General features: G+C 65.1%; 18 protein-coding genes and 1 pseudogene. 16 read left to right on the forward strand and 3 right to left on the reverse strand.

The window, feature by feature from the left end:
* Position 1: 1 nt before the first annotated feature.
* The 3 genes from H8A92_RS02475 to H8A92_RS02485 all read left to right on the forward strand — a co-directional run bounded on the left by H8A92_RS02475 (position 2) and on the right by H8A92_RS02485 (position 3,338).
* On the forward strand, positions 2–898 hold the full coding sequence (locus H8A92_RS02475) for an amidohydrolase family protein (protein WP_229194282.1): 897 nt from the start codon (positions 2–4) through the stop codon (positions 896–898).
* Between the two features lie 15 nt (positions 899–913).
* The gene (locus tag H8A92_RS02480) at positions 914–1,963 is read left to right on the forward strand and encodes a hydroxyacid dehydrogenase (protein WP_229194283.1); all 1,050 of its coding nucleotides are present in this window, start codon (positions 914–916) and stop codon (positions 1,961–1,963) included.
* 1,159 nt (positions 1,964–3,122) lie between these two features.
* Complete coding sequence (locus H8A92_RS02485; RefSeq protein WP_163152564.1) at positions 3,123–3,338, forward strand: hypothetical protein; 216 nt, start codon at positions 3,123–3,125, stop codon at positions 3,336–3,338.
* 13 nt (positions 3,339–3,351) lie between these two features.
* Here the strand turns inward: H8A92_RS02485 and ilvD are convergent.
* A pseudogene (gene ilvD, locus H8A92_RS02490) lies at positions 3,352–5,195 on the reverse strand (dihydroxy-acid dehydratase).
* Between the two features lie 204 nt (positions 5,196–5,399).
* Here ilvD and H8A92_RS02495 point away from each other — a divergent pair.
* Positions 5,400–5,957 carry a carboxymuconolactone decarboxylase family protein gene (locus H8A92_RS02495; protein ID WP_229194284.1) on the forward strand — a complete coding sequence of 186 codons (558 nt, stop codon included), beginning with the start codon at positions 5,400–5,402 and terminating at the stop codon, positions 5,955–5,957.
* Between the two features lie 4 nt (positions 5,958–5,961).
* Entirely contained in the window at positions 5,962–6,825 is an 864-nt protein-coding gene (locus H8A92_RS02500) for an SDR family NAD(P)-dependent oxidoreductase (protein WP_229194285.1), read from the forward strand.
* 10 nt (positions 6,826–6,835) lie between these two features.
* Here H8A92_RS02500 and H8A92_RS02505 read toward each other — a convergent pair whose 3' ends face one another.
* Complete coding sequence (locus H8A92_RS02505; protein ID WP_229194286.1) at positions 6,836–7,519, reverse strand: TetR/AcrR family transcriptional regulator; 684 nt, start codon at positions 7,517–7,519, stop codon at positions 6,836–6,838.
* 64 nt (positions 7,520–7,583) lie between these two features.
* Here H8A92_RS02505 and H8A92_RS02510 point away from each other — a divergent pair, with 64 nt between their 5' ends.
* Both H8A92_RS02510 and H8A92_RS02515 read left to right on the forward strand, forming a co-directional pair.
* A complete protein-coding gene (locus tag H8A92_RS02510; protein ID WP_229194287.1) occupies positions 7,584–9,740 on the forward strand; it encodes an alpha/beta hydrolase fold domain-containing protein in 2,157 nt (718 codons plus the stop codon).
* A 59-nt stretch (positions 9,741–9,799) separates the two neighbouring features.
* Positions 9,800–11,023, forward strand: coding sequence for an ABC transporter substrate-binding protein (locus H8A92_RS02515; protein ID WP_229194288.1), 1,224 nt, complete (start codon positions 9,800–9,802; stop codon positions 11,021–11,023).
* 11 nt (positions 11,024–11,034) lie between these two features.
* On the opposite strand, the gene H8A92_RS02520 is transcribed toward H8A92_RS02515, so the two are convergent.
* Positions 11,035–12,030, reverse strand: a complete 996-nt coding sequence (locus H8A92_RS02520; protein ID WP_229194289.1) for a LysR family transcriptional regulator — start codon at positions 12,028–12,030, stop codon at positions 11,035–11,037.
* A gap of 154 nt (positions 12,031–12,184) precedes the next feature.
* Between H8A92_RS02520 and H8A92_RS02525 the strand changes: the two genes are divergently transcribed.
* The 9 genes from H8A92_RS02525 to H8A92_RS02565 all read left to right on the forward strand — a co-directional run bounded on the left by H8A92_RS02525 (position 12,185) and on the right by H8A92_RS02565 (position 23,844).
* On the forward strand, positions 12,185–13,147 hold the full coding sequence (locus H8A92_RS02525; RefSeq protein ID WP_163152649.1) for an ABC transporter permease: 963 nt from the start codon (positions 12,185–12,187) through the stop codon (positions 13,145–13,147).
* 78 nt (positions 13,148–13,225) lie between these two features.
* Complete coding sequence (locus tag H8A92_RS02530; RefSeq protein WP_229194290.1) at positions 13,226–14,251, forward strand: sugar ABC transporter substrate-binding protein; 1,026 nt, start codon at positions 13,226–13,228, stop codon at positions 14,249–14,251.
* 99 nt (positions 14,252–14,350) lie between these two features.
* On the forward strand, positions 14,351–16,501 hold the full coding sequence (locus tag H8A92_RS02535) for an ABC transporter permease (protein WP_229194291.1): 2,151 nt from the start codon (positions 14,351–14,353) through the stop codon (positions 16,499–16,501).
* Complete coding sequence (locus tag H8A92_RS02540; RefSeq protein WP_229194292.1) at positions 16,501–17,622, forward strand: SMP-30/gluconolactonase/LRE family protein; 1,122 nt, start codon at positions 16,501–16,503, stop codon at positions 17,620–17,622. The genes H8A92_RS02535 and H8A92_RS02540 overlap by 1 nt, the downstream gene beginning before the upstream one ends.
* A gap of 11 nt (positions 17,623–17,633) precedes the next feature.
* Positions 17,634–19,169 carry a sugar ABC transporter ATP-binding protein gene (locus H8A92_RS02545; RefSeq protein WP_229194404.1) on the forward strand — a complete coding sequence of 512 codons (1,536 nt, stop codon included), beginning with the start codon at positions 17,634–17,636 and terminating at the stop codon, positions 19,167–19,169.
* 336 nt (positions 19,170–19,505) lie between these two features.
* Positions 19,506–21,821, forward strand: coding sequence for a bifunctional salicylyl-CoA 5-hydroxylase/oxidoreductase (locus H8A92_RS02550; RefSeq protein ID WP_229194293.1), 2,316 nt, complete (start codon positions 19,506–19,508; stop codon positions 21,819–21,821).
* Positions 21,818–22,597: an SDR family NAD(P)-dependent oxidoreductase gene (locus H8A92_RS02555; protein ID WP_229194294.1), complete on the forward strand. Its 780-nt coding sequence runs from the start codon at positions 21,818–21,820 to the stop codon at positions 22,595–22,597. Before H8A92_RS02550 ends, H8A92_RS02555 begins: the two co-directional genes overlap by 4 nt.
* A gap of 10 nt (positions 22,598–22,607) precedes the next feature.
* Entirely contained in the window at positions 22,608–23,447 is an 840-nt protein-coding gene (locus tag H8A92_RS02560) for an enoyl-CoA hydratase family protein (RefSeq protein WP_229194295.1), read from the forward strand.
* A 1-nt stretch (position 23,448) separates the two neighbouring features.
* A complete protein-coding gene (locus tag H8A92_RS02565) occupies positions 23,449–23,844 on the forward strand; it encodes a RidA family protein (protein ID WP_229194296.1) in 396 nt (131 codons plus the stop codon).
* The last annotated feature ends 130 nt before the right edge of the window (positions 23,845–23,974 follow it).

Here is a 23,974-nt window from a genome sequence, read left to right on the forward strand (position 1 = left end):
AATGGCTGCATCGGAGATTCCCGCCTGCCTGCCGCCGCGTCCGGTGACGCCGCCCCGGGAGAAGCTGCCGCCGAAGGCCTGCGATACCCATGCCCATGTGTTCGGCCCGGCGGATCGCTTTCCCTATGCCGGCGATCGCAGCTACACGCCACCTGACGCACCGCTTGCGAGCTATCTCGGCATGCTCGATGCGCTCGGGTTCACCCGCGGCGTGCTGGTGCAGGGCAGCGCGCATGGCCGCGACAATTCGGCGATGCTGGATGCGTTGCAGCGCGAGCCGGCGCGGCTGCGCGGCGTTGCGGTGGCCGATGCCGAAGTCGCGGCGGGCACGCTGCGGCAATGGCATGTGCTCGGCGTCCGCGCGTTGCGCTTCAACCATTTCTTCCGCGGCGGCCAGCTGCACTATCGCGGTGGCATTCCGCTTGGGGTCGCCGAGACGCATGCGCCCGTCATGGCCGAGCTCGGTTGGCATTTGCAGCTCTGGATCGACGTGAAGGATCTGCCCGACACGATCCCGACGCTGAAGGCGCTCGGTCTGCCTGTCGTGGTCGATCACATGGGCCGCACCGATGCTGCCGCAGGGATCAACACCGCGGGTTTCCAGAGCCTGCTGCGCGCGGTCGGCGAGGGTTGGTGCTGGGCCAAGCTGTCAGGCGCGCATCGCCTGAGCCGGCGCGCACCGGATTATCCGGATGCGCGACCGTTCCACGAAGCGCTGGTCGCGGCCAACCCTGAACGGCTGGTGTGGGGCGGCGACTGGCCGCATCCGCGCGTCGAGGGCGAAATGCCCGATGCCGGCCATCTGCTGACGCTGTTCCAGGAGTGGACGCCGGATGCCGCCACCCGGCACCGCATCCTGGTCGACAATCCCGCACGACTCTATGGCTTCCCAAACTGAAGGCTGCTCGAAGACATGACCGTCAACAACAAGCGCGTGTTCTACGTCAAATACCTCGCCCACGAGATCTACGTCGACATCCTGAAGAAGCGGCCGGATGTCCGGCTCGATCGCCTGGAGAACGAGACGCCGGAGGCGACGTTCGCGCCGGTGCTCGCTGACGCGCATGCCTATCAGATCGGCGCCGCGCGCGATGAGCTGGCGCCGCATTTCCATGCCCATGCGGAGTTGTTGAAGCGGGCGCCGAATTTGTTGATCGTCTCCTCGAACGGCGCCGGTTTCGATCCGGTCGACGTCGATGCCTGCACCGCGGCGGGCGTGCTGGTGGTTAACCAGTCCGGCGGCAACGCCAATTCGGTCGCCGAGCACGCGCTCGGCATGATGCTGACGCTGTCGAAGCGCATCATCCAGTCCGACCGCCGACTGCGGCGCGAGGCCAACGTCAACCGCAACGACCTGATCGGCAACGAGCTGAAGGAGAAGACGGTCGGCATCGTCGGTCTCGGCAATGTCGGCCGCCGTATCGCCGAGCTGTGCAGGGGCCTGCTGCACATGAAGGTGATCGCCTATGATCCGTATCTCACCGCGGAGGAGATGGCGAAGCGGGGCGGGGAGAAGGTCGAGCTCGACGATCTGCTGCGCCGCGCGGACTTCGTCTCGATCTCCTGTCCGCTCGACAGCAAGAGCCGGGGCATGATCGGCCCGCGCGAATTCGCGCTGATGCAGCCGCATGCCTATTTCGTCACCACAGCGCGCGGCTTCATCCATGATGAGAAGGCGCTGGAGAATGCGCTCCGCGAAAAACGCATCGCCGGCGCCGGTCTGGACGTCTGGGCCAAGGAGCCGCCGCCGCCGGATCATCCGCTCTTGCAGTTCGACAATGTGCTGGCGAGCCCGCACACCGCCGGCGTCACCCGCGAGGCGCGCATCAACATGGGCCGCATCGCCGCCGAGCAGATCCTCGACGCCCTCGACGGCAAGCGCCCGCCGCGCATCATCAACCCCGAGGTCTGGCCGGTTTATGCGAAAAGGTTCGAGAAGGCGTTCGGGTTCATGCCGGGATAGGTGGTGGTGGTAGCTCTCGCCTTTGTCAGGTGAGCACGCTGGCCAGGCTCCCTCTCCCCTTGCGGGAGAGGGTTGGGGAGAGGGGTGGCCGCAGGCGAGACGATTGCCGAGGGCACGACCGTCGCAATTCCGATCGCGTGTCGTTGGAGTTCGAAGGGTGAGAGTGTGCCGTGTGGCACCCCTCTCCCTAACCTCGAGAGCGAGCTTCGCTCGCCTCGGACCCCGCAAGGGGGGAGGGAACCCTGCCGTTGGTGCGTCCCTCACTAGCACGGCGAGAGGCGTGCCGCGGCCGCGCGGCCAAAATATCGAAAACAACCCCATGCAAAGGAGCTGGCCGCTGCCGGTGTTCAATGAGTCAACTTGACGTGTCGGGCAACTCAGGGATAAATTTCCAATATTCCGAAATCGGGCAGGCGCGCCCGCCGCGCATCGTCAATCCCGAGGTCTGGCCGGTGTATGCGAAGCGGTTCGAGAAGACGTTCGGGTTCATGCCAGGAAGGTGGCGCGGCCTCGTGTTAGGTGAGCACGCTGGCCAGGCTCCCTCTCCCCTTGCGGGTGAGGGTGGGGAGAGGGGTGGCCCCGCGCGAGACGATTGCCGAGGGCACAACCGTCGCAATTCCGATCGCGCGTCGTTGGAGTTCAAAGGGAGAGAGTGTGCCGTGTGGTAGCCTCTCCCTAGCCCTCCCCCGCAAGGGGGGAGGGAACCCTTCCGCCATGCGTCCCTCACTAGCGAGGCCAGAAGCGTGACGCGGCGGCCCACAAAAAAAGCCGGAGAAAATCTCCCTCGCCAACACCGCGATCCGGGCAACAAACCCACTGCCAAACCGCCGCGCCGCAACGCGTCCGTTGTTATTTTCCCTGAGATATCGACGGCTTAGCCCGAAGTCGCCATTTTCCCGATGTGCCCGACCATTCCGGACACCGAAGGAAGACGTGCCATGCGACAGGTCCAGTTATTGCTCCGCAACGCGCCCGCGAAAATCGGCCGCCGTCTTGCGCAGATCGTCGCGATTGCGGCCGCCAGCCTGCCTCAGGCCGGCGCGTAGTTTTCCACCCGCTGCGAAGCGCCGCATCCGCTGGCGCCGAATTAACTCAACCCCATTTCGCGTTAGTGCTAAAGCGGTACTCCCGGCTCTTCCGGTCCAGCGGGGAGGGTTCCATGTCACGCTTTGTCGTTCATTTCATGAAGGACGTGCTCGGCGGCAATGGCCGCGAGCGCGAGGTCTGCCAGGGCGCGCTCGAGATCGACGCCTTGAGCGAAGGTCAGGCCACCGAGATGGCCAAGGTCAAATTCTGCCAGGAACAATCGTTGTGCGACTGGTCACTGCATGCCGACCGCATCCGGATCGAGGCGGCCGACCTGCATGTGACTTAGCACTTGTTGCCGATCACTCCGGCAGGATGCGCACCGCGCCCTTCGCCGCGCTGCTCGCGAACGCCGCATAGGCCTTCAGCGCGGTCGAGACGGCGCGCTTGCGCGGCGCCGCCGGCTTCCACGCCGCATTGCCCTTGGCTTCCATCGCAGCGCGACGGCGCGTGAGTTCTGCATCGTCGACCTTGAGGTTGACCTTGCGGTTCGGGATGTCGAACTCGATGACGTCGCCTTCCTCGACCAGGCCGATCAGGCCGCCTTCGGCGGCTTCCGGCGAGACGTGGCCGATCGACAGGCCCGACGATCCACCGGAGAAGCGGCCGTCGGTGATCAGCGCGCACGCCTTTCCGAGCCCCTTCGACTTCAGGTAGCTGGTCGGGTAGAGCATCTCCTGCATGCCCGGGCCGCCGCGCGGACCTTCATAACGGATCAGCACGACATCGCCGGCCTTGACCTTGTTGCCGAGGATGGCGTCGACCGACGCGTCCTGGCTCTCGAAGATGCGGGCGGGACCTGAGAACTTCAAAATGCTCTGATCGACGCCGGCGGTCTTCACGATGCAGCCGTCTTCCGCAAGATTGCCGAACAGCACGGCGAGGCCGCCATCCTTGGAATAGGCATGTTCGGCGTTGCGGATCACGCCTTTTTCGCGATCGAGATCGACCTCGTCGAAGCGGCGATCCTGGCTGAAGGCTTCCTGGGTCGGCACGTTGCCCGGGGCGGCGCAGTAGAAGTTGCGCACCTTGTCGCTCGTGGTCCGCACCACGTCCCAGCGGTTCAGCGCGTCGTTCAATGTCGCGGCGTGCACGGTCGGGCCGTCGGTCGTCAGCAGCCTGGCGCGGTCGAGTTCGCCGAGGATCGCCATGATGCCGCCGGCATGATGCACGTCCTCCATGTGGACGTCCGGCACCGAGGGCGCGACCTTGCACAGCACCGGCACCTTGCGGGAGAGACGATCGATGTCGGCCATCGTGAACGGCACCTCGCCCTCGCGGGCGGCGGCGAGCAGATGCAGCACGGTGTTGGTCGAGCCGCCCATCGCGATGTCGAGCGTCATCGCGTTCTCGAACGACTTGAAGTTCGCGATGTTGCGCGGCAGCACCTTGGCGTCGTCCTGCTCGTAATAGCGGCGGGCGAGATCGACGATCAGATGGCCGGCTTCGACGAACAGGCTCTTGCGGTCGGCATGGGTCGCCAGCACCGAGCCGTTGCCGGGCAGCGCGAGGCCAAGCGCCTCGGTCAGGCAGTTCATCGAATTCGCGGTGAACATGCCGGAGCAGGAGCCGCAGGTCGGGCAGGCCGAGCGCTCGATCACCTCGACCTCTTCGTCCGACACGTTGGAGTCGGCGGCCGCAACCATCGCGTCGATCAGGTCGACGGCGCGCTTCTTGCCCTTGAGCAGGACCTTGCCCGATTCCATCGGGCGCCCGAGACGAACACGGTCGGGATGTTGAGGCGCAGCGTCGCCATCAGCATGCCAGGCGTGATCTTGTCGCAGTTGGAGATGCAGACCATCGCGTCGGCGCAATGCGCATTGACCATGTATTCGACGCTGTCGGCGATCAGCTCGCGCGAGGGCAAGCTGTAGAGCATGCCGTCATGGCCCATCGCGATGCCGTCATCGACCGCAATGGTGTTGAACTCTTTTGCCACCCCGCCGGCCTTCTCGATTTCCCGCGCCACCAGCTGGCCGAGGTTTTGGAGATGCACATGCCCGGGCACGAACTGGGTGAAGGAATTGACCACCGCGATGATCGGCTTGCCGAAATCCTCGTTCTTCATGCCGGTGGCGCGCCAGAGGCCGCGAGCACCCGCCATGTTGCGGCCGTGGGTGGTGGTGCGGGAGCGATAGGCGGGCATCGTAAATCCTTGGGCTATGGTCATTTTTTCAGGGAGATGCCGATCCTTATGCCCGCCCGCGGATGTGGATTCAAGCGCGGAACCGCATGGCTGAACCCCGCAATTCGGGCAATGCCGGACGGTCGGCTTGATCTCGGTCAGCCCGGTGCATTAGGTGGACGCACGGATAGCAAGACAACGAACAAACGAAAAAGGGAGAGACACGTGGCAAGGCTGCCTTTGATTGATCCGGATACCACCAGCGGCGACATCCGCACGGCGTTCGACCGCATGCCGGTCAAGCTCAACATCTTCCGCATGATGGCCCACGCCGAGACCAACATGATCCCGGCAATGCGGCTCGCCAATTCGATCCTGCACAAACAAAAGCTCTCCGCGGTCAATCGCGAGCTCCTGATCCTGCAGGCCGCGCAGCTCGAGGGCGGCGCCTATGAATGGCGCCAGCATGTGCCGATTGCGCTCGGTGTCGGCGTCACCCAGCCGCAGATCGACGCCGTCGAGCGCGGCAATTACGACGATCCCTCGCTCAACGCCGCCGAACGCGCACTGCTCGGCTTCGGCCGCGAGGTGGTCGAGAAGGTGCGCGTCGGCGACGCGGCCTTCGCAGGGGTGCGCGAGCATTTCAGCGATCAGGAGATCGTCGAGGCGATCGTCACGCTCGGCTTCTACATGATGATGGCACGCCTGACCGAAGCCACCGAGACCGATCTCGATCCGGCCGCCGGCATGGTCGTGTACGAGGCCAGCAAGAAGCGGGGTTGATGAGATGTCCGAGACTCCGCAAGGGACCTCGCAAGACGCGAAGCCTGACCGCTATGTCCGTCCGCTGAGCGCGGAATCGTCAGGTATCGCGCCGGGCAGGGGGCGGCTCAAAGGCCGCCGCATCCTGGTGGTCGGCGGCGGCCAGCGTGTGTTCGACGCCGCGACCGATCCGATCGGCAACGGCCGCGCCATGAGCCTGCTGTTCGCGCGCGAGGGCGCGCATGTCGCGGTCGCCGACCTCAACCGTGGCTCGGCCGAGGCTACGGTCGCGCGCATCGCCGCCGACGGCGGCCGCGGCTTCGCGATCGCCGCCGACGTCACCAAGGAGGCCGACGTCATCAGGATGATTGATGAGGCTCATCACGCCATGGGCGGGCTCGACGGCATGGTGCTGAACATCGGTACCTTCGGCAAGACCGGGCTCGACAATGTCAGCGCGGAGGAGTGGAACCGGATCTACGACGTCAATGTCCGCGGGCCGATGCTGTGCTGCCGCGCCGCTCTGCCGAAATTCGAGGACGGCGGCTCGATCGTCTTCATCTCGTCGATCGCGGCGTTGAAGGCGGGATCGCAGATGGCGGTCTATGATTCCTCAAAGGCCGCGCTCGGCGGCCTGATGCGCAACATCGCGCACACCGGCGCGCGGCGTGGCATCCGCGCCAATCTGGTCTATCCCGGGCTGGTCGACACCCCGAACGGCCGCGAGGCCGGTGCGGGTCGGCCGTCGCGCGGCAAGAGCCAGGTCCCGTTCGGCCGCCAGGCAACTGCGTGGGAGATCGCCTATGCGGTGCTGTTCTTCATGTCGGATGAAAGCGTCTACGTCACCGCGCAGACGCTTGCGGTCGACAGCGGCTTGAGCGGGATGTGACCGACGCGCCTTAGCCTGCCGGCAGCTTCGACGAGGTGCCCTGCGAGAGCGGGCAGGTGAGCGTAGCCTCAAGCGTATCGAGGATATTCTCGATCGTGAACGGTTGCCCCCAAAGGCGGCTGCTCTTGGTGTTGCGCGACTCGACGGCGGCCTCGTGCGCCGACAGGATCGCGTTGGCGTAGATCGCGAAAATTGAAAGGCGCTGTTCCACGATCGGCGCCGGCAGACGGAGCATCGTCTTCAGGTAGTTGAAGCACGCGACATAGCTCGCATTCCAACGGCCGTTGAGCGCGTCGCGCAACGCCTTCGGATCTGAGGCCTGCAGGTTCGTGGTGAAGCGGATATATCCGTGCCAACGTTCGTCCTCGCCGAGTTCGATGACGGGCATGACCAGCACCAGCAGCACCTCCCTGATGCTTTTGGGACCCCCGCGCGCCTCGATCTCGTCGAGCATCTCGCGTCGACGCCCGTCGAGCACCGTGGCGCCGTCGACCACCATCTGGCGGATCAATTCCTCCTTGGAGCCGAAATGGTAGTGCAGGGCTGCGTTGTTACGCTGCCCCCCGGCATCGACGATCTGCTGCACGGTGACCGCGTCGACACCGTGCCGGGCAAACAGCAATTGTGCCGCGGCCTTGATCTGGTTCCGCGTTTCTTCCGAACTCGCGCGCGTGGTTCTTCGCCTGCTTGACATGCGAACTGATCCTGACCTAATTTAAGCGAAATCACTTAATTCGACTATAGGGCGGAGACAAACCATGCGGGTGCTCATTGCGGGCGGCGGTATCGGCGGATTGACTACTGCGATTGCGCTGCGTCATCAAGGCGTTGACGCGCTTGTGCTGGAGCAGGCCAAAGGGCTGAGCGAGATCGGGGCCGGTATCCAGATCGCCGCCAACGCAGCGATCGTGCTGCGCGAGCTCGGGCTCGAGACCGCGATCCGCAGCGTCGGCGTGAAGCCGCAGTCTTATGACTATCGCGACCTGCGCTCCGGCAAGATGATGTACCAGGCTCCCTTGGGCGACGAGGCCGCGAAGCGCTACGGGGCGCCGATGTACAACATCCATCGCGCGGATTTGGTGCAGATTCTGTCTGATGCGGTGCCGGCGGAATCCAAGCGGCTCGGCGCCCGCTGCGTGGCGGTGTCCCAGGACGCGGGCGGCGTCGAGGCGAAGCTTGCGAATGGCGAGATCGTGCGCGGCGACGTGCTGGTCGGCTGCGACGGCATCCATTCGGTGGTACGCCAGCATTTGCGGGGACCGGAGCAGAAGCACTTTGCCAACATCCTGATGTGGCGTTCGCTGATTCCAGCAGAGCGTCTCGAAGGGCTCAATCTGGAGGAGCGCGGCAATTACTGGTTCGGCCCCGGCCGGACGCTGATCACCTATTGGGTGCGGCCGAAAAATCTCTACAGCATCCTCGCCTCGGTACCCGCGCAAGAGGTGACTCGCGAATCCTGGGACGAGAGCGGCGACACTTCCGAGATGCTGCGCTCCTTCGAGGACGCCGAGCCGCGCGCACGCAAAATGCTCGAGCAGTGCCGGAGCGCCTTCATCACCGGCATGTATTATCGCGATCCGATCGACAGCTGGAGCTCCGGCCGCATCACTCTGCTTGGCGATGCAGCCCATCCGATGGTGCCGTTTCTTGCCGCGGGCGCCGGCCAGAGCATCGAGGACGCCTGGACCCTTGCGCGCGTGCTGTCGCGTCGTCAGGACGATGTGCCGGGCGCGCTGAGGGACTATGAGCAGCGGCGGCTGCCGCGCACCACGCGCATCCAGGCCGGCGCGCGCGCCGTGGTCAAGCTGATGCATGAGACCGAGGCCAACCGCATACGGGATCGCAACGGTCGCTGGAAGGGCATGGCGCGCATCGATCCGCTCGCCGAGACCAGCTGGGGCCTCGCGTGGGATTATGACGTCGTGAAAGCCACGGAGGGGGCGCCCGGCGAGGTGCTCAATGTCACGGGCCTGCGCGAAGGCAAGCGCTTGCGCCGTCCCGAGGGCCAGCGCGCCTTCGATCTCTGGAAATTCGCTTTTCGGCCTGAAGATGTGGCGCGCGGACATGACGGATTGCGCGAGGCCTATGACCGCTTCCTCACCACGAACTTCCCGCTGCCCGCGGACACCACTGCGGTGGAGGACGAACTGGGTGACGTCAAGGCCTGGCGCGTCGCGGCGCCGAATGTGCCGCGCGGCAATGTCGTGCTGCATTTCCACGGAGGTGGTTACTTGATCGGCTCCGCCAAGGGCTCGCTGGAATATGCAAGCCGTCTTGCCGCGGCGGTAGATGGCGCCTGCTATACGGTGGACTACCGGCTCGCGCCGGAGCATCCCTATCCCGCCGCGATCGACGATGCGGTGGCGGCCTATCGCGCATTGCTGGCACGTGGCGTCAATGCAAGCTCGATTTTGGTCTCCGGCGAGTCGGCGGGCGGCGGCATGGCCGTTGCGCTCGTCCTGGCGCTCCGAAACGCGGGCGATCCGTTGCCGGCGGCGATCCTCTCGGTGGCGCCATTCGCCGATCTGACCCTGTCAGGCCCGACTATTCGTGCTTTCAACGGCGACGATCCCGCGGCCAACCGCGACCTGCTCACCTTCATGGGTGCGTCGTATTTCCAGGGCCACGAGCCGACCGACCCGCTGGTATCGCCACTGTTCGGCGATCTGACCGGGCTGCCGCCGCTGTTCGTCACCGCAAGCCAGGGCGAAGTGCTGCTCAGCGATGCCACGCGGCTGGCCGAGCGCGCCGAGAAGGCCGGTGTCGATGTGACATTGCGGATCGTCGAGGATTCGGTCCACGTCTATCCGATCTTCCCGTTCCTCCCGGAAACGCAGACGACGATGCAGGAGGTCGCCGTCTGGGCCCGCCGCAATCTGCGTCGCAATGACATGAAGCGGGCGGCTGCCGAATAATTCGCGTCGCCACGCACGACAAAAGCGCGCCGAAGCCGCGTCAGAACGGGGAAGTTGTCATGAGGATTCGGAATTTGATTGCGTGGCTGGTTGCCGCAATGCTGGCCGCAGGATGCACGGGTGCATTGGCGGAGACGACGGGGATTTCCGACGGCACCGTCAAGGTCGGCGTTCTCACCGACATGGGCGGCGTGTTTTCCGACCTCGCCGGTGCGGGTGCAGTTGCGGCCGCGCAGATGGCGATCGACGATTTCGTCGAGCAGGAGAAGCCGCCGTTCAAGGTGGAACTGATCTCCGCGGATCACCAGAACAAGCCGGATGTCGCCACCGGCATCGCGCGGCAATGGTACGATACCGGCGGCGTCGACCTGATCACCGACGTCATCAATTCCGGTGTCGCACTGGCGGTGTCGAGCGTCGCGGAAACCAAAAAACGCATGCTGATCGTCACCGGCTCCGGCTCAATGCGGCTCACCAATGAGCAGTGCTCGCCCAATACGATCAGCTATACCTGGGACACTTATTCGTTCACCAACGGTCAGGCGCGGTTGGTGAAGTCGCTGGGCCTGGGGACCTGGTATTTCGTCGCCGTCGACTACGCACTGGGGAAATCCCTGGTGGCGGAAGCTTCGGAAGCCATCATACGCTCCGGTGGCACGGTGCTCGGCACGGTCTATCACCCGATCAGCACCACCGACCTGTCGTCCTTCCTGCTGCAGGCACAAGCCTCGAAGGCCAAGGTAATCGGATTCGCCAACGCCGGCGCCGATCTCCTGAACTCCATCACGGCTGCGAGGGATTTCAACATCACGCCGGGGCAGACCATCGTGCCGCTGGTCGGTACGATCACCGAGGTCAACGCGCTCGGCGCGGCGGCGACGCAGGGTATGCTGCTGGTCGAACCGTTCTACTGGGACCTCGACGACCGCTCGAGGCAATGGAGCCGGCGCTTCTTTGCCAAGGTCGGGAAGATGCCGAACTTCGTGCAGGCCGGTGCCTATTCCGCGGTGACCAATTACCTGAAGGCCGTACAGGCGGTTAAGACCGACGACGCGGCAGCTGTGATGCAGCGGCTCAAGTCGATGCCGATCGACGATATGTTCGCGCGCAACGGCAGGATCCGCGCGGACGGCCGCATGATCCACGACATGTATCTCGTCAAGGTGAAGGCGCCGGCCGACGTCAAGCAGAAATGGGACTATTATGCGGTGGAGGAGACCATCCCGGCGGCTGAAGCCTTTCAGCCACTGTCCACGTCCAAGTGCCGGCTGGTGAATCAATAAGAATACCGCTGCTATTCAGCGGCGAGACTGGTCGGCATCGGAACTCCTACCTTCGGCCGCGTCTTGGCCGCGCGCCGGTTCTTCTTGCTGAAGCGGCTTCCGGCCAGCAACGAAGCGGCGGCGCGGAGCTGCTCGCGCAGCCATTGATTGGTGGTGTCGCCCTCGGCGGTGGCGTGCCAGTAGAGATAATTGACGTGCGGGCTGATCGGGAACGGGCAGGGGAAGCACTGCAACAGCCCCGGGTCCTCCAGCACCGAGGCGGCGCTTTCCGACGCCGTCAGCAGCATGTTGCTGCGGCTCACGACATGACAGGCGGTCGCGAAATTCTGGCAGGTCAGGCGAACGGTGCGGGTCAGGCCGAGGCGCTGGAGCTGGAAGTCCTCGAATGACACGCCGCTGCGGCGCGACGTCACGCAGACATGCTCCATGCGCAGATAGGCCGTCTTGTCGAGCCGCGTGCCGAGCTCGGGATGGCCGCGCCGGGCAAACACCGCGATATGCTCGGTCAGGATCTGCTCGCGCCGCACCTCGGTCGAGAGCGGCAGCAGCGTATCGATCGCGACATCCAGCGTGCCGGCGGCAAGCTCGCGCTCCAGATTGTTGCGCTCGCTGCGCACGGTCGCGATCTCGACCAGCGGCGCCACCGCGCTGATGCGGTTGACCAGCGCGCTCAGCATCGGCGCTTCGAGATTGTTGCGCAGGCCGATCACGAATCGCTTCGGCGTCCTGGCCGGATCGAAGCGGTTGGTGTGGGTCAGCGTCGTCTCGAGGCCGTTGAGCGCCTGGCGCACGGTGGTGATGATCTGGCGCGCCAACGGGGTCGGCGTCATCAGGTGGTGGCGGCGCACGAACAGCGGATCGTTGAACATCGCGCGCAGCCGGCTCAGCGCGTGGCTCACCGCGGGCTGCGTCAGATTGAGACGGAAACAGGCGCGGCTGACGCCGCCCTCGGTGTAGATCGCGTCGAACACCACGAACAGGTTCAGATCGACGTCGCGTACATGCATGGAAATGATCCGTCCCTATCCGTCGAATGCATTTGACGAATATGAGTTGGCACTCTTAAAGTCTCAAGCAAAATAATACCTGGAGGAAACGATGAGCGTGCAATCGCCATCGCGCGGCGTTGCTGTCCCTGCGGCATCATCTCGCTCGGGCGCAATGTTTGCAAAACCGAGCCAGGAGCAGATCGTGCTCCTGATCACGATCGCGCTTCTGGTCGTGTTCGGCCTGACGTTGAACGGCTTCGCCACCGTCTCCAATCTCCTCAACCTGTTGCGGAGTATCTCGATCCTCGGCGTGCTCGGCCTCGGCATGGGGCTGATCGTGATCAGCCGCGGCATCGACCTCTCCGAGGTCGCGATCATGGCGGGTTCCTGGGCGATCGCGCTGATCTACATGCAGAACGGCATGCCTGTTTTCACGGCAGTGCTGCTGGCGCTGGCAATTGCGGTGCTGATCGGCGTCGTCAACGGCGTGATGGTCGCCTTCGTCGAGGCGCCGGCGCTGTTCGTGACGCTGGCCGCCGGCTTCGTGATCTATGGCCTCGCGTTCTGGATCGCGCCGGCCTGGGTGGTCTATGCGCCGAAGGATGCGCCGGGCCTGATGTATCTCGGCGCCGGACGGCTGTTCGGCATTCCGGTTCCGATCCTGGTGTTCGCAGTCGCAGCGATCGCGATGCACTTGTTCCTGTCGCGCACCTCGATCGGCCGCTTCATCTACGCGCAGGGCGACAATCCGGAGGCCGCGCGGCTGACCGGCATCCCGCTGCGACCGCTGATCGTGCTGGAGCACGTGCTGGTTGCGTTGCTCGCCTGGATTGCAGGCCTGGTCTGGGTCGGCACCACCGGCAGCATGCAGATGGCGATCACGCAAGGCACCATGATCTTCGACGTCGTGCTTGTCGTCGTGATCGGCGGCATCAGCCTGATCGGCGGCCGCGGCAGCGTGTTCAGCGTCGTGGTCGGCTGCATCCTGATCGGCACGCTGCTCAACGCCTTCACCATCATGGACGTCAACAGCGAGGTGCAGAACATCGTCAAGGGCGTGGTGCTGCTGGCCGCGATCGTGCTCGACAACTGGCTGCATCCCCGCGACGAGGAGACCGCGCGGCAAGGGGACTGAATCAAGGCGACTAGCCGCGCGGCCGTACCAATCAAAACAATTCCAAATCAATCAAAAGAATTTTGTGTGGAGGAGACGATGAAGACGACCAAGTTCTGGACGATCCTGCTCGCCGGTGTGGCGTTTGCCGCGATGCCCTTCGCGGCGTCGGCGCAGGAGGAAGGTACCAAGGCCGGGCGCGAATTGCGCGCCGCCTACGACAAGTCGCTGCAAGGCAAGACCGTCGCCTATCTGCCGATCGCGCTCGGCGTTCCGCTGTCCGACGAATGGGGCCGCGTGGTGCAGGAAGAGGCCGAGTGGCGCGGCATGAAATACGTCGTGCGCGACCCGAACAACAATCCGTCGGCCATGCAGCAGGCGCTGACCGCGCTGGTCGACCAGAAGCCCGACGTCCTGATCGTGCAGAATCCGAGCGTGACGCTGCTGATGAAGGACCTGAAGCGCGCCGAGGCCCAGGGCACGCATGTGATCCAGGTCAACATGGCCTCGAACTACAAGTCAGGCGCCTTTGTCGGTGTCGACTGGCGCGAGATCGGCCGGATGCTCGCGAACGAAACCGTCAAGGCCTGCGGCACTGGTTCCGGCAAGTCGGGCAAGGTGCAGATCGTGCAGGGCGAATTGACCGCGGCCGCCAGCGTCGACCAGGTCGGCGCCATCATGGAGGTGCTGAACAAGGATCCCAATATCAAGGTGGTGTCGAACCAGGCGGCGAACTGGGATGCCAACACCGCGCTCAACGTCACCGCCACTGTGATCCAGCAGCATCCCGATCTCTGCGCCTCGATCGGCTTCTGGGGCATCATGGAATCGGGCGCCGCGCAAGCGATCCGCAATGCCGGCAAGATCGACGATGTGAAGGTGTTCGCCTCGGGCGAGGGCTCGCAGCTCGATTGCGACCAGGTCACCTCAGGCAATTTCAGCAAATTCCTCAGCTACAAGGCGACCGAGCAGGGCCATGACCTGATGTTCGCAGCCGAGACGCTGCTGATGTCCGGCGACAAGCCCGGCACGAAGAACCTGTCCTACTACACGCGGCCGATCTGGATCGACAAGTCGAACGCCTCGCTCGGCGGCACCTGCTTCGCGCTACCCAAGAAAAACTAACAAGGCGCGAGACAGCCGGCGCGGGGGGCATTCCCGCGTCGGCTGTATCAAGGATCAGAATCCGGACACGTGAAACCGGATCGAGGGAGTGCTTTGACGATGTCGATGGCAGTTGATTCCTTTTCCGCATCGGTGCGGCGATTTTCACCCCGGCTCCTGCTGTCGGAGCTGTTGCTGAAACAGTGGTTCGAGCCGGTCGTTCCGTTCACCGTGATGATCGGGCTGTGGGCGTATTTCGCGCTCACCATTCCCGACTACGCCTCGGTGCAGAACTCGGTGTCGCTGCTGCGGCTGTTCGCCGAATTCGGCTTCGTCGCGCTCGCGATGGGCTTCTGCCTCGTCACCGGCGGCATCGACCTGTCGGTCGGCGCGATCTTCGCGCTGTGCAATTTCGCGGCGCTGTACTTCCTGCTGGTGCGGGAATGGCCGGTCGGCCTCGCCATTCCGGCGACGCTGCTGGTCGGCGCGCTGCTCGGCAGCATCAACGGCTTCCTGATCGGCTTCCTCAAGACGCGACCGTTCCTGACCACGCTGGTGACGCTGATCATCCTGCGCGCCTCGGTCAATCTGCTCAACACCAGCTACGCCCAGGTGTTCGCGACCAACTCGGTCGAGAGCGACGCCTGGGACTTCGTCGGCGGCGGCAGCGTGCTCGGCATTCCCGTCAATGCGGCGACCCTGTTCGTGGTGCTCGTGATCTGCCACATCTTCCTGTCGCGCTCGCGCTACGGCTGGCATCTCACGGCGATCGGCGCCAGCCGCAAGGCGGCGCGTCATGCCGGCATCCGCGTCCGCCTGATGCTGTTCATGACCTATGTGCTGTCGGGCACGCTGTGCGCGGCGAGCGGCATCTTCTACGCGGCACGTCAGGCCTCGACGGATTCCACCACCGGCGTGGGCTGGGAATTCCAGGCGCTCACCGCCGTGGTGCTCGGCGGCGTGTCGCTGGCCGGCGGCAAGGGCACAGTGTGGCGCGCGATGATCGGCGCGCTGATCATCTTCCTGTTGATCAACGGCCTCGTCCGCATGGGCATCCCGGGCTACGTCACCTCGGCTGTGACGGGCATGATCCTGCTCGCCGCCGTCGGCATCGACGTCAAATGGTCGAAGAACCGCGGCAAGGCGATCCAGAAGATCTATGTCAATCCGGCTTTCGTGCCGCTGGCCTCGGCGCCGGCGGTGCAGCCCGGCGCGGCGTCGCCCTACGCGCAGAATGACCGGCTGATCAAGGCGCAGGCGATCGGCGTCGATCAGGTCGAGGGGCCAGAGGACGTCATCCTCGATCGCCAGGGCCGGCTCTACGGCTCGACCCGAGACGGCAACGTGATCCGCTTCTCCGGGCCGAATTTCGAAACCCGCGAGGTGTTCGCCCATATCGGCGGCAGGCCGCTCGGCATGCAGTTCGATCGCGACGAGAACCTGATCGTCGCGGTCGCCGGCATGGGCGTCTACGGCGTCGCGCCCGATGGCCGCATCTTCAAGGTCACCGACGAGACCAACCGCACCTGGTACAAGCTGAACGACGACAGCCGCCTGCGCATGGCCGACGATCTCGACATCGCGCCCGACGGCAAGATCTATTTCAGCGACTGCACCACGCGCTACGAGATGACCACCAACACCCTCGACATCCTCGAGGGCCGGCCGAACGGTCGGGTGGTCTGCTACGATCCGGCGACCAAGACGACGCGGACGGTGATCAACCACTTCTATTTCCCGAACGGGATCTGCGTCTCCCATGACGGCAAATCGATCCTGATTGCGTCGACCTCGCTGTGCAAGGTGTTCCGCCACTGGATCGACGGCCCGAACAAGGGCAAGACCGAAGTGCTGATGGACGAGCTGCCGGGCAACCCCGACAACATCAACCGCGCCTCCGACGGCACCTACTGGCTGGCGCTGGTCGGCATCCGCACGCCGACCTTCGACCTCGCCGCGCGCAAGCCCGGCTTCCGGCTGCGCATGGTCAAGCAGGTGCCGACCGACGAGTGGCTGGCGCCCGCGCTCAACCATGGCTGCGTGCTCAAGTTCAACGAGAAGGGCGAGGCGCTGGAGTCGTGGTGGGATCCGACTGGCATCTCGCATTCGACCCTGACCTCGATGCGCGAGCATCAGGGCTATCTCTATCTCGGCGGGCTCGAGAACAACCGGATCGGCCGCATCAAGCTCGACGGCGTCGACGACAGCTGGACCGGCTACGACGCGTACTGGGGCGCCAAGAGTCGCGTAACAGGCAGGGTGGCGAAATAATGGGATTCTTCGATCATCTGCTGCGCGACATCCGCAGCGTCATCGACCGCGACGGCGGCCAGAACGCGATCCCGCCGCTCGACGGCGCGATGAGCCCGAACGATCGGCTCGATTCAGCCGTTCCGATCGGCGAGCCGCTGCCCGGCGTCGACGATGTGATCGCCGCCGCCGACGGCGCGGTCTACGTCTCCGCCGGCCGCCAGGTGCTGAAGCTCAGCGGTGCGGATTTCGCGACACGTACGGTCGTCGCCGAGTTCGAGGACGATGCCGGCGGGCTCGCGCTGCATCCGGACGGCCGACTGCTGGTGTGCGTCGCGGGCAGGGGGCTTGCCGCGATCGATCCCGCCAAGCCCGCGCCGCGCTGGCTGGAGTCTGCCGGCGGCAGTGCGCTCGTCGGCCTGCTGTCGGTCACGGCGGCGCCCGATGGCCGCATCTATGCCGTCGAAGGCAGCGCCGGCCGCCGCCCCGGCGAGTGGCGGCACGATCTGATGGAGAAGCGCGCCGGCGGCCGCCTGATCAGCTGCGGCGCCGGCCTCGACGATGCGCAGGTGCTGCTGCGCGACCTGCCATATCCCTACGGCGTGATGGTCTCGGCTGATGGCAAGAGCCTGTGGCTCACCGAGAGCTGGGCGCATCGGCTCAGCCGGTTCGCGCTTGGCGGCAATGGGCTTGGTCCGCGCGAAACCATCGCCGCCAACATGCCGGGCTATCCGGCGCGGCTGCATCCGGACGGCCATGGCGGGCTCCTGCTCGGCATGTTCGCGCGCCGCACCCATCTGATCGAGTTCGTGCTCAAGGAAGACGATTTCCGCGAAGAGATGATGGCGACGATGCCGCCCGAATACTGGGTGGCGCCGGCGCTGGTCGGCGGCAGCGACTGCCTGGAGCCGATGCAGATCGGCAGCGTCAAGGCGCTCGGCATCCAGAAGCCGTGGGCGCCGCCGCGCTCCTATGGGCTGCTGGTGCATCTCGATGCCGAGGGCGATGCGACCGACAGCCTGCACAGCCGTGCCGGCGGCCGCTTCCACGGCATCACCGCCGCCTGCGCGACGCCTTCGGGTATCGTGATCGCCGCGCGCGGCGCCGGACGCCTGCTGCTCCATACGGGAGACCTGCGATGAATGACGGTGTGATGCAGGCGGCGACCGCGACCAAAAGCGCTGAGACGTCCGCAGCCCGCGAGCCGGTGCTGCGGATCAGCAACGGCTCCAAGATCTATGGCGGCGTCCACGCCATCGAGGGCGTCAACTTCGACCTCTATCCCGGCGAGGTGCATGCGCTGGTCGGCGAGAACGGCGCCGGCAAGTCGACGCTGTGCAAGGCGATTGCGGGCGCGATCAATCTCACCTCCGGCGACTATCTGCTCGACGGCAAATCGGCCAATTTCGAGCAACCGCGCGACGCGCTCGATGCCGGCATCTGCATGGTCTATCAGGAGACCAGCCTGGTGCCGACCATGACCGCGGCGCAGAACATCGAGCTCGGCAACGAGAAGCTCTTGACGCGCTTCCGCACCCTGAACATCCAGGCCCAGCAGCTGCTGCAGTCGCTCAATTTCCACGTCGATCCGGCAACGCCGGTGGCGCTGCTCGGCACCGCCAAGAAGCAGATGGTGGAGATCGCGCGCGCGATCTACAACAAGGCGCGCATCATCATCTTCGACGAGCCGACCGCATCGCTGACGCCGGAGGAGATCGTCCACTTCTTCCATCTGGTGCGCGACCTGCGAGCCCGCGGCGTTTCGATCATCTACATTTCGCATGCGCTCGAGGAATCGCTGCAGATCGCCGATCGCATCACCGTGCTGCGCGATGGCAAGCTGGTGATCACGGCGCCCGCCAAGCAGCTCACCCGCGACGCGCTGGTGCAGCACATGGTCGGCCGCGAGGTGGCACAGGCGGTCTATGGCGGCAAAGCGAAGACCCATCAGCGCCGTGAGAAGGTGCTGACGGTCGAGAACGTCACCATGGGCATGGCGGTCAAGAACATGTCGTTCTCGGTCTATGCCGGCGAGGTGGTCGGCATCGCCGGCTTGATCGGCTCCGGCCGCACCGAGATCGCCAAGATCATCTACGGCGCGCTGAAGCGCAACCTGGTCAATGGCGGCACCATCCGCCTGCGCGGCAAGCCGATCCGCTACCGCGTGCCGCGGCAGGCGATCAACGACGGCATCGCCTACATCACCGAGGACCGCAAGGCCAACGGCTTCTTCGAGACCATGGTGGTCGACGACAACGTCTATCTCGGCAGCCTCGCCACAAGGAAGGGCTGGAGCTTCCTGCTGTCGCGCGCGAAGCGCAGCAAGCTCGCCAACTACTGGGTCGACCGGCTCAAGATCAGCGCGTTGCAGCGCAAGGCGCGGATCATCGAGCTGTCCGGCGGCAACCAGCAGAAGGTGGTGCTGGCCAAGACGCTGGTGCAGGAGCCCTCGATCATCTTCTTCGACGAGCCGACGCGCGGCGTCGATGTCGGCACCATCCCGCACATCCACGGCGAAATCCGCCGTCTCGCCGACGAGGGCAAGGCGGTGGTGGTGATCTCGTCCTATCTGCCGGAGATCCTCGCCGTCTCCGACCGCATCCTGGTCGCCCGCACCGGCCGCATCGTCGCCGAGTTCGACGCGGCGGACGCGACCCAGGACAAGATCCTGTACGCCGCGGTGCATTGAGGTCCCGCGGCGCGACCCGACCTTTCTCCATCGTCATTCCCCGGTGCGCAATTGCGGACGCTCCCGCGTCGCCGCCAGTCGCAATTGCCCCCCGGGGAATGACGGCCGCATCCTTCTCTGTCATCGCCCGCGAAGGCGGGCGATCCAGTACGCCGCGGCCTATCGGTTCAATCACGACTGCCTCTGGAATACTGGATCGCCCGGTCAAGCCGGGCGATGACGAGCGTCGAGCAAGGCACCAACAGTCCTTGACAATTATTTTAAGTATAAAATAATATGCCGCGTCGGCTGGCGGGAGGAACCTGCCCGATCCGCCGAAGCCAACGGGAGAACGCCATGCGTATCGTTTGCATTGGAGGCGGGCCGGCCGGGCTTTATTTCGGCATCCTGATGAAGATGCTGGATCCCACGCACGTGATTTCCGTGGTCGAGCGCAACCGGCCCTACGACACCTTCGGCTTCGGCGTGGTGTTCTCGGATGCGACCATGGACAACATGCGCAAATGGGACCCGGTCACATCAGACACGATCGAGCAGGCGTTCAATCACTGGGATGACATCGAGGTCCTGATCAAGGGCCGCCGCATGCGCACCACCGGCCACGGCTTCGTCGGCATCGGCCGCAAGCGGCTGCTCAACATCCTGCAGGCGCGGGCCGAGGAGCTCGGCGTCGAGCTGATCTTCGAGCGCGAGGTCAATTCGGACCTCGAGTTCCCCGATGCCGATCTCATCGTGGCGTGTGACGGCGTCAACTCGAAGATCCGCGCCAAATACACCGAGGCCTTCAGGCCCGACATGCTGATGCGGCCGAACCGCTATATCTGGCTCGGCACCGACCGCCCGTTCGATGCCTTCACCTTCGACTTCCGCAAGACCGAGCACGGCTGGTTCCAGGCGCACATCTACAAGTTCGAGGAGGGCGCGGCGACCTTCATCGTCGAAACCACCGAGGAAGCCTATCTCGCTCACGGCCTCGACAAGATGGAGCAGGGCGCTTCCATAGCGTTCTGCGAGAATGTGTTCGCGGAAATCCTTGAAGGCCATCATCTGGTCTCCAACGCGCGGCATCTGCGCGGCTCGGCCTGGCTGTCATTCCCTCGGCTGATCTGCGGCAAGTGGACCGCGTTCAACGGCAACAGCCATGTCGTGCTGATGGGCGATGCCGCCCACACCGCGCATTTCGCGATCGGCTCGGGCACCAAGCTGGCGCTGGAAGACGCGATCGAGCTCACCAGCCAGTTCAAGATCCACGGCGCGACCAAGGACAACATTCCCGCGGTGCTGAAGGCTTACGAGGAGCTGCGCCGGGTCGACGTGGCGCGGATCCAGAATGCCGCGCGCAATGCGATGGAATGGTTCGAGGTGGTCGGCTCGCGCTATGCCGATACGCTGGAGCCGGAGCAATTCATGTATTCGCTGCTGACCCGCTCGCAGCGCATCAGCCACGAGAACTTAAGGCTGCGCGACAAGACCTGGCTCGAAGGCTATGAGCGCTGGTTCGCCGAGCGCAACGGCGTGCCCGCCACCAACGACCGCGTCACGCCGCCGATGCTGACGCCGTTCCACATCCGTGGCCTGTCGCTGCATAACCGGATCATCGTCTCGCCGATGGCGATGTATTCGGCGGAGGAGGGCGTGCCGAACGACTTTCATCTGGTGCATTTCGGCTCCCGCGCGCTCGGCGGCGCCGGCCTGCTGTTCACCGAGATGACCTGCGTCTCGCCGGAGGCGCGGATCACGCCCGGCTGCTGCGGCCTCTGGAATGATGCGCAGGCGGCGGCCTACAAGCGCATCGTCGACTTCGTCCATCGCAATTCGCAGGCGAAGATCGGCATCCAGCTCGGCCATGCCGGCCGCAAGGGTTCGACCCGCGTCGCCTGGGAGGGCATGGACGAGCCGTTGCCGGACCATAACTGGCCGCTGGTGTCGGCCTCGCCGGTGCCCTATCTGCCCGACGGCCAGGTCCCGGAGCCGATGAGCCGCGCCGAGATGGATGAGGTGCGCGACCAGTTTGTTGCTGCCGCGAGGCGTGCCGCCGCCGCGGGCTTCGATATTCTGGAGCTGCACTGCGCCCACGGCTATCTGCTGTCGAGCTTCCTGTCGCCGCTGACCAATCGCCGCACCGACGAGTATGGCGGATCGATCGAGAACCGCGCGCGTTATCCGCTGGAGGTGTTCCGCGCCGTCCGCGCGGTGTGGCCGGAGGCCAAGCCGATGTCGGTGCGCCTGTCCTGTCACGACTGGGCCGAGGGCGGCAACACGCCCGAGGATGCGCTCGCCTTTGCAAAGCTGTTCAAGCAGGCCGGTGCCGACCTGATCGATTGCTCTTCGGGGCAGGTCTGGGCAGACGACCATCCGATCTACGGCCGGCTCTACCAGACGCCGTTTGCCGATAAGATCCGCAACGAGGTCGGCATCGCCACCATCGCGGTCGGCGCGATCTCGGAGGCGGATCATGCCAACTCGATCATCGCTGCCGGACGTGCCGATCTCTGCGCCATCGCGCGGCCGCATCTCGCCGATCCGGCCTGGACGCTGCACGAAGCCGCCAAGATCGGCGTCAAGCAGATCGGCTGGCCGAAGCAATATGTGTCGGGTAAGTCGCAATACGAGGCCAATCTTGAACGCGCCGCCGCGGGAGGGAAGGCATGACACGCTTCTGGCCCAACGCACATGCGCTGGTGACCGGTGCCGGTTCCGGCATCGGCGCCGCGACGGCGATCGCGCTGGCGAAGGCCGGCGTGCGCGTCAGCATCGCTGGACGCCGCATCGATGCGCTGAAAGCGACTGCGGCATCGCTCGACAAGCATACCGGCGCAGTTGTTTCGATCGACGTGTCCGATGAGGCTGCGGTGACCAAGGGCGTCGCGCAGATCGAGGCCGAGGCCGGTCCGATCGATATTCTCGTCAACAATGCCGGCAAGGCCGGCAGCGCGCCGTTCGACAAGACGGATGCAACGCTGTGGTCGGACATGCTGGCGAGCAATCTCTCCAGCGTTTTCCTGGTGACGCGGGCCGCGTTGCCCGGGATGGCGCGGCGCGGCCGCGGCCGCGTGATCAACGTGGCTTCGACCGCGGGCCTCACCGGCTACGCCTACGTGTCAGCCTATGTCGCGGCCAAGCACGGCGTCATCGGGCTGACGCGCTCGCTGGCGCTGGAATATGCGCGGCGCGGCGTCACCGTGAATGCAGTCTGTCCCGGCTACACCGATACGCCGCTGGTGGCGGATGCCGCGGCCAACATCGTCGCCAAGACCGGCCGCAGCGAGCAGGAAGCGCGCGCCGCGCTCGCAAAAGTCAATCCGATGCAACGGCTGGTGATGACGGAGGAGGTCGCCGACACCATCCTCTGGCTCGCCTCCGAGGGCGCATCGTCAATCAACGGACAAGCCGTCGCGGTTGCCGGCGGCGAAGTCTTTACCGGGTGAAGGAAAAATCATGTCCGAGATGAAAGCAAAGCTCCGGCCGTTCAAGGATTATCCCGCAAAGCACTTCCGCTGGTCGACGGATGCGAGCGGCCGCGTCGCCACGATCACGCTGAACCGGCCGGACAAGAAGAATCCGCTGACCTTCGAGTCCTACGAGGAGCTGCGCGACCTCTTCACCAACCTCAAATCTGCCTCCGACGTCCGTGCCATCGTGCTGACCGGCGCCGAGGGCAATTTCTGCTCCGGCGGTGACGTGTTCGAGATCATCGAGCCGTTGACCCGGATGGCGATGCCGGACCTGCTCGCCTTCACCCGCATGACCGGCGAGGTGGTGCGCGCGATGCGCAAATGCCCGCAGATCATCGTCGCCGCGATCGACGGTATCTGCGCCGGGGCCGGCGCGATGCTGGCGCTGGCGTCCGACCTGCGGCTGGCCACGCCGCAGGCCAAGACCGCTTTCCTGTTCACCCGCGTCGGCCTTGCCGGCGCCGACATGGGCGCATGCGGATTGCTGCCGCGCGTGATCGGGCAGGGCCATGCCGCCGATCTGCTCTACACCGGCCGCGCGATGACCGCCGACGAAGGCTTTGCCTGGGGTTTTCACAACCGCCTGGTGCCGCCGGCGGAGCTTGCGGCTGCCGCGCATGAATTGGCGCGCTCGCTCGCGGACGGACCGTGGTTCGCGCATGGCGTGACCAAGACGATGTTCAACCAGGAATGGGCGATGGGCGTCGACGAGATGATCGAGTCCGAAGCGCAGGCGCAGGCGATCTGCATGGTGACAGGCGACTTCCGCCGCGCCTTCGAGGCCTTTGCCGCCAAGCAGAAACCGGCTTTCGAGGGCAATTGAGATGATCGAGATCCTGCAACCGGAAGGGTGGACGAAGCCGATCGGCTACGCCAACGGCATGGCCGCGCGCGGCAAACAGCTCTTCATCGCCGGCCAGATCGGCTGGAACGGGCAGTGCGTGTTCGAGACCGATGATCTGGTGGCGCAGATCGGCCAGACCCTGCGCAACATCGTCGCGGTCGCCGCCGCCGGGGGCGCCGGGCCCGAGCACATCGTCTCGATGACCTGGTACCTGCTCGACCGCAAGGAATATTCTGCGCGGCTGAAGGAGATCGGTGCGGTCTATCGCGACGTGATCGGCCGGCGCTTTCCTGCGATGACCGCAATCCAGGTTGCCGGCCTGATCGAGGACCGCGCCAAGGTAGAAATCCAGGCGTTCGCGGTGGTGCCGGATTAGGAGTGACGCAGGCTTGTCTATTCCGTCATCCTGAGGTGCGAGCGGAGCGAGCCTCGAAGGATGCACGGCCCAGCTGATGGCCGTCGACCCTTCGAGACGCCGCTTCGTGGCTCCTCCAGCGACAAAGGCG

Origin of the sequence: Bradyrhizobium acaciae, assembly GCF_020889785.1 — a bacterium.
Taxonomy (GTDB): domain Bacteria; phylum Pseudomonadota; class Alphaproteobacteria; order Rhizobiales; family Xanthobacteraceae; genus Bradyrhizobium; species Bradyrhizobium acaciae.

Coding starts and splice junctions, on each gene's coding strand:
- H8A92_RS02475 (WP_229194282.1), top strand. CDS start 2: ATGGCTGCATCGGAGATTCCCGCCTGCCTGCCGCCGCGTCCGGTGACG.
- H8A92_RS02480 (WP_229194283.1), top strand. CDS start 914: ATGACCGTCAACAACAAGCGCGTGTTCTACGTCAAATACCTCGCCCAC.
- H8A92_RS02485 (WP_163152564.1), top strand. CDS start 3,123: ATGTCACGCTTTGTCGTTCATTTCATGAAGGACGTGCTCGGCGGCAAT.
- H8A92_RS02500 (WP_229194285.1), top strand. CDS start 5,962: ATGTCCGAGACTCCGCAAGGGACCTCGCAAGACGCGAAGCCTGACCGC.
- H8A92_RS02505 (WP_229194286.1), bottom strand. CDS start 7,519: ATGTCAAGCAGGCGAAGAACCACGCGCGCGAGTTCGGAAGAAACGCGG.
- H8A92_RS02510 (WP_229194287.1), top strand. CDS start 7,584: ATGCGGGTGCTCATTGCGGGCGGCGGTATCGGCGGATTGACTACTGCG.
- H8A92_RS02515 (WP_229194288.1), top strand. CDS start 9,800: ATGAGGATTCGGAATTTGATTGCGTGGCTGGTTGCCGCAATGCTGGCC.
- H8A92_RS02520 (WP_229194289.1), bottom strand. CDS start 12,030: ATGCATGTACGCGACGTCGATCTGAACCTGTTCGTGGTGTTCGACGCG.
- H8A92_RS02525 (WP_163152649.1), top strand. CDS start 12,185: ATGTTTGCAAAACCGAGCCAGGAGCAGATCGTGCTCCTGATCACGATC.
- H8A92_RS02530 (WP_229194290.1), top strand. CDS start 13,226: ATGAAGACGACCAAGTTCTGGACGATCCTGCTCGCCGGTGTGGCGTTT.
- H8A92_RS02535 (WP_229194291.1), top strand. CDS start 14,351: ATGTCGATGGCAGTTGATTCCTTTTCCGCATCGGTGCGGCGATTTTCA.
- H8A92_RS02540 (WP_229194292.1), top strand. CDS start 16,501: ATGGGATTCTTCGATCATCTGCTGCGCGACATCCGCAGCGTCATCGAC.
- H8A92_RS02545 (WP_229194404.1), top strand. CDS start 17,634: ATGCAGGCGGCGACCGCGACCAAAAGCGCTGAGACGTCCGCAGCCCGC.
- H8A92_RS02550 (WP_229194293.1), top strand. CDS start 19,506: ATGCGTATCGTTTGCATTGGAGGCGGGCCGGCCGGGCTTTATTTCGGC.
- H8A92_RS02555 (WP_229194294.1), top strand. CDS start 21,818: ATGACACGCTTCTGGCCCAACGCACATGCGCTGGTGACCGGTGCCGGT.
- H8A92_RS02560 (WP_229194295.1), top strand. CDS start 22,608: ATGTCCGAGATGAAAGCAAAGCTCCGGCCGTTCAAGGATTATCCCGCA.
- H8A92_RS02565 (WP_229194296.1), top strand. CDS start 23,449: ATGATCGAGATCCTGCAACCGGAAGGGTGGACGAAGCCGATCGGCTAC.